At 38.0% G+C, this 5,960-nt stretch carries 3 protein-coding genes and 1 pseudogene; 2 read left to right on the top strand and 2 right to left on the bottom strand.

Going from position 1 to position 5,960, the window contains the following annotated elements:
- Positions 1-1,327: pseudogene (locus H6G92_RS37915) on the bottom strand (CHAT domain-containing protein); the annotation flags it as partial.
- Positions 1,324-3,846 carry a two-partner secretion domain-containing protein gene (locus H6G92_RS37910; RefSeq protein WP_190901901.1) on the bottom strand — a complete coding sequence of 841 codons (2,523 nt, stop codon included), beginning with the start codon at positions 3,844-3,846 and terminating at the stop codon, positions 1,324-1,326. The pseudogene H6G92_RS37915 and the gene H6G92_RS37910, both read right to left, overlap by 4 nt.
- Before the next feature lie 237 nt (positions 3,847-4,083).
- On the opposite strand from H6G92_RS37910, the gene H6G92_RS39135 reads away from it, so the two are divergent.
- Together H6G92_RS39135 and H6G92_RS37905 are read left to right on the top strand one after the other, a co-directional pair.
- Complete coding sequence (locus H6G92_RS39135; protein WP_190971488.1) at positions 4,084-4,239, top strand: hypothetical protein; 156 nt, start codon at positions 4,084-4,086, stop codon at positions 4,237-4,239.
- Positions 4,240-4,296: 57 nt separating this feature from the next.
- A complete protein-coding gene (locus H6G92_RS37905) occupies positions 4,297-5,628 on the top strand; it encodes an aromatic ring-hydroxylating dioxygenase subunit alpha (protein ID WP_190901903.1) in 1,332 nt (443 codons plus the stop codon).
- The last annotated feature ends 332 nt before the right edge of the window (positions 5,629-5,960 follow it).

The raw sequence follows: 5,960 nt of genomic DNA, 5'->3' as shown, positions 1-5,960 counted from the left end.
GACGACAATACCAGCAAATATAAAGATCATTTTTATGGGAGTTTGGTTCGCGAATGACATTCGCGAACCAAACTCCCCTTCCCACATCCCGTGAAAAGTCAGCTTCTTTAGCCCTTCCTTGCTTGTTGTACAAGTTTCCTAGCTGTTGTTGCCATTGGTAAGCAATATCTTCTGCTTGAATTGATTGAGCCAAACTTAAAGCTCTTAAAAAATATGCTTCTGATTTTTTTGGTTGTAATTTACCCAGAGTGCCAAGACTGTAAGATTTGATTCGCTGATTACTTGTACTTTTAGCTGTTTGTAAAGCAGACTGACCATATTCAATAGCTAATGAACGTAATTGCTGATCTGGAATTTGACTTAAACTATTAGCAAAATTGAGCTTTGTATAAACAAGTTGGGTAGCTGATAATTGAGAGAATGTAGAAGAATTTTTTAAAATTATGTTAATAGAGGGGTGAATTTGTTGTTGAATTTGATTGCGAATCTCAACTAATTTGAAATTACCTAAATTTAACTCTGTTGTTAAGAAATTATCAAAATCTATTAGCAGGCTCAAATGATGCAGTTGAGATTTTAATTGTGTTACTGGATAATTTGCTGACACCAAATTCACTTGATGATAAATTTCAAGTGAATTGAGTGCTTGTTGCTGAATCAGCTCCACAATTTCATTTTTGAAATCTGGTTCTTCTACTTCATAATATTTATTTCGTGCTTGCTTATAAATAGCTTCTTGAGTATTAGCTAATGACAGCAAAAGCTCATGAGTATCAACAGTAGACGTTTTTTGAACAATTGATAGCGTTTTTGCGAGAACAACCTTTGATTCATCTAATTTACCAATTAAGCGCAAGACATCTCCTAAGTTTTGCCATGCAAATAGATTTACTGGCAAATCTTTTTGCTTATCAATCTCTGCTATCAATAGTTTTGTTGTAGATTCAGTAGACTGTTGTGGCAAGATGGCACAAATCTTAGTGTCTGTATTTAGCTTTAGAGCTTGTAATAGTGTGTTACAAGCAAAACGATTTAAACCTAAAGCTTGTAGGGCAAGATTTTGGTTAATTAAGCTGCCAGTAATACCCTCTTCGTAGCCAAGTTGACGATAAATTTTTGTGGCTGATTTCCAGGACTCAAGGGCCTCCGATGCTCGTCCTTCATTTAAATACTTTTCTCCTATTTGGGTCAGTAGTCGGGCTTGATTACGTTTTTGTGCTTCTTTATTTACAGCTTGAGCAGCGATAATGGATGGCTTGCCTACAACTGTTAATAGCCCTAGAATGCTTGAAAATACATACTTAAACCAGTCTCGGCGTCTAATCATTGCTGGGCATGGGTTGTAATAGTACTTTTTGATACATTTTCTTCAGAACATAAGCTAGCGAACGACACAGCATGAGGTGTTGCTGAATTTGCTTCTGCCGTCAAGGTTACATTCCCGTAGGAGTCTTGCACCCAACCTTGAGCTTCTACAATTTGTGTTGCTTGTTTTTGCAATTTTGGCTCCTCTGAATTATTGTTGATTTGACCAGAAACAAAATTATCTTGCCAAGTTGGTTTAATAGGTGGTACATCTTTAGGACCCAGAGGTAATCTGTCCACGCCACTCATGACAAATTCACTTCCTGCCACGTCTGACTGTCCCTGGCAAACTGATGCAACTTGTGGACTTTGTGCAAGTCCTTCTGGTACGGACTCAATGCCGTTAGGGTCAACGTAAAAGCCGTTGATCTGAACATCACCATTCAATCCGAATTTTGAACTAGCTGTAATTTTACTGTTGGGAGAGAAAAATAATCCACGAGCATTTATCAGGATATTTCCGCCTCGTCCTTTAAAAGCGTTAGCTGTGATACCACTGTTGTCCGCAAGAACTAGGATATTTGTGTTGATATTGATGTTGCCACCATCACCATCTGTGTCTTGCTGACCAGCAGTTGTGGAGATAATTCCATTGCGTATAAAAATATTATTTGAGGTAATATTAATATCACCACCTTGTCCGACAGTAGTGGTTGCGGTAACGCCTCCGTTGTTTGTGATGTTAATCGTATTGGACTTAATTTCAAGTCTTCCTGCATCACCTAAACCTTCATTTGCTACGCTAATTAAACCTCCTTGATTGACATTTAAAAAAGGAGTGTCAATGGTGATATTTCCCGCAGAACCAGTTGGTATCAAAGGTAGTCCAAATATTTTTCTGACAGTTTCATTTGCAACATTGACTGATGAGCTTATAAAACTAGGTTGGAAGCTGTTAGCTTTTCCACTTACTTCGATAAAGTTTTCGGCATTAATATTTATACTGCCAGCATTTCCAGTTGCAAAAGCAACAGAATTAACTACTCCTCCATTTTTCAATCGCAATTCTGATGTCTTTATGGTTAAACTTCCAGCATTTCCAGCATTAAAAGCTGTAGCTGCTATGGTGCTTGGAGCAGAACGCTCTGGTTTTATCCCTGTAATTTCGATAGAATTTGCATTGACAATAACGTTGTTTCCATCTCCAGTTCCGAAGCTTGATGATGCCACTGTTCCTCCATCAGTAATTCGTAGCTGTTTTGTTGACATTTGAACAGAACCTGCTTGCCCAGAAGCGAAAGTAGCAGCACTGATGAAGCTAATAGTATCTCCACGGCGAAAAGGATTAGCAAGCCTGTTTTCTAACAATTGCACAGAATCAGAGGCATTAATAGTTACGTTACCTCCAGAAGCGTTACTGTATGTACCTGCTCCCACTCTTGCTCCATCCTGAAGCGTTAATCGTTGGGTAAAAACTTTTAGATCGCCACCTTTTCCAGTATTTACTGTTTCCGTAAGTATACTACTAGAAACATTGCCATCTGGAGAAGTTCCTTCCAAAACCAAAGACCTAGAAGCATTAATATTGATATTTCCAGATGAAGTCTCGCCTAAATTCTGAATCAACATTGTTGAACCGTCTGTCAGATAGACATTATTTCCATGTAGCTGAATTGTTCCAGCGCCTGTACCACTAGCATTGATTAAAGCTTGTTTCGATAACTGAATATCTTCAAACTTGCGAACTCCTTCGTAATCAAAAGTCCATCCTTGGTTATTGGATTTAAGGTCAACAAAACCAGACCCTACACTACCCAACTCAGATTGTCCCCCTGGAGTAGTTATAATGCCACCTTCCACATTTATGTTACTCCCGATTAAAGCTAGAGTCTTTCCTGATTGTACTAAAAGGCCTGTTGAATTGTTGTTTACTATGGTAGGGAATAAACCAGCATTTGGTGTAATTTGATGTCCGCCACCTAAAACTTGAATAGTTCCAGTTGAATTATCTCTAAATGATAGCCCTGTAGGGGCGCTAATTGTTAGCAATGCTTCTTTCTGGTTGGGTTGAGCAAAAAACTGTTTACCGTCAGCAAATTTAATACTGTTGGCTGTGGTTGCGACAAATGACCCACCAATGTTTAATTGAGCGTTAGAACCAAAAATAATTCCATTGGGGTTGAGCAGAAATAGGTTAGCTGTTCCATTAGCACGAATTAAACCATTAATGTTAGAAACAGATTTTCCTGTGACGCGGCTAATAATGTTTGTAATATCAGCAGCATTATTAAAGAAAGCAGTATTCCCAGTAGAAACAGAAAAGTCTTGAAAGCTGTGGAATAAATTAGTTCCTGCTCTAGTCCCTTCATTGATAATATTGAGACTGCCTTGATTAGTAATGAGAGAATTGTTAGTGAGAGTAGTATCTGGAACGATTTGTGCAGCAGTTGGATTTGAAAATACTATGTGATATAATATACTAAGCCTGAATAAATAATAACTAGTTTTTCCCCATTTTATTTTAATTTTCGTTTTATGCACCTGTATCTAAATCCTTTTTTTTACACGAAAATATTATAAAGTTTAAAAAGAACCAGCTACAACTGATTTAAATGATTTTGACCATGACGTTAATATATGCGATTAATCAGTTATCTCTCTATCTATTGCAATCAATGAACTTCCCCTTTATGCAAGCAATACCCCACTGAGGAAACAAACTTGGCAATCAACTTTTTGATAAGAATCTACACGCGCTGAGTCATTATCCCAACACTTATGAAAAAACTCAAATCTTGGATTAGGATTCAAAATCTTTCCCATCTTGAGCTTTTTCACTCTGGTCAAGCCTTTGACCAAGTGCTATTGCCTCACTTGACGATTTATCTGTTATCACTCACAGTTCATCGGCTGCTTGCCATTAAAATGTCTTGATGGCGGTTGCACATACTAAACGTAAAATTACTTTTTGTTTACTCAATGAATACAGAAATCCAATCTGAGTTTGATTTTTTTCGACAGTGGTATCCGCTTTCCCCTATCGAAGATATCAATCCAAACTGCCCCACCACAGTTGTTCTTCTGGGATTACGCTTAGTCATTTGGAAGCCTAAATTATCTAAAGCTTACCAAGTATTTTTAGATCAATGCCCTCATCGCCTTGCTCCCTTAAGTGAAGGGCGTGTTGATGAAAAAACGGGTAATTTGATGTGTAGTTATCATGGTTGGCAGTTTGATTCTCAAGGAGTTTGTACATATATTCCCCAAGCAGAAAATCCAGAAATTGTGACTAGGAATCAAAAAAACTTCTGTGCAGTTACATTCCCTGTTCGTCAGCAAAATGATTTACTTTGGGTTTGGGCAGATGCTAAATCAGCAGAACAGGCTGCAAATACGCCATTACCTCTGTCACCTCAAGTAGATGCTAGCAAAGGTTTTGTTTGGGATTCTTTTGTACGCGACTTGGAATATGATTGGCAAACTCTTGTTGAGAATGTGGCAGATCCAAGTCATGTTCCTTTTGCACATCATAAAGTGCAAGGTATTCGAGAGCAAGCAGTACCTATACCTATGAATATTGAGAAATCAACAGTAAATTTGATTGAAGCAGTTATTGAAAGAAGCTCAGGACGAACAACAATTACTTTTGAACCACCTTGCCGCTTAGAATATGCAATTAGTATTGGTTCTGGAAAGCAGTTAGGAATTGTTACTTACTGTATTCCAGTGTCTCCAGGTCGGTCAAGAATAGTGGCTCAATTTCCTATTAATTTTGCTAAAACAATTTATAGTCTATTACCTCGTTGGTTAGAACATATCATAATTCGTAATCCGCTTCTTGATGGAGATATGATTCTTCTACATCAGCAAGAGCGCTTTTTTCAACAAAAAAAGTTAGTTGAAAGCTGGAAAACTGCCTACAAGCTACCTACAAGTGCAGATCGTTTAGTCATTGAGTTCAGAAATTGGTTTGAAAAGTATTGTAATGGGGATTTACCTTGGAATGAAGTCGGAATTAATTTCTTACAAAACTCAAATATTAACGACAGTCGGACTGTACTGCTTGATCGCTACAAACAACATACTCAGCACTGTAGTAGCTGCCGAGGGGCGCTAAGGGTGATCCAGCGTTTGCAAGTGGTACTGTTGGCATACTCTGCTATTACTATTTCAGGAGTTGCTATCCTCCCAGACACGTTTCGAGTCAAGCTTGGTTTAACGCTAATTATTACAGCACTATTAAGTTTGGCAGCTTACACTTGGCTCAAATTTTGGCTTGTTCCTAAATTTTACTTTGTAGACTATGTTCATGCTAAAAAATAACAGAACTAGACAACAATTACAAAATTATTAATTTTGTAAGTAGCTCAACATATAGCGCCAATTCCGCAGCACCTATCTTCACTAAATGCTGCGCCAGGGCTATCTCTGCCTTGGCGGAAGTTGTGGTCATTTCCCAGCCAACTCCAGGGTATTGGACTGATTTTCGTCAAAGTATTCTTCCATCAGTGCAAAATATAAAAAGCAATGAAAAACCCCAACCTGTTTAAAGGATGGGGGCATAAATAAAAACTCTATATTTCCATGATGACACAATTCAATATTTGTTCGACTGCTGTCAGCCTAGAGGTGAGGCAATGAACAAACCCCCATCC

Origin of the sequence: Nostoc foliaceum FACHB-393, assembly GCF_014698505.1 — a bacterium.
GTDB lineage: Bacteria > Cyanobacteriota > Cyanobacteriia > Cyanobacteriales > Nostocaceae > Nostoc > Nostoc foliaceum_A.
Note: the sequence above shows the minus strand (reverse complement) of the source record. Positions and strands in the feature narration are given on the sequence as shown.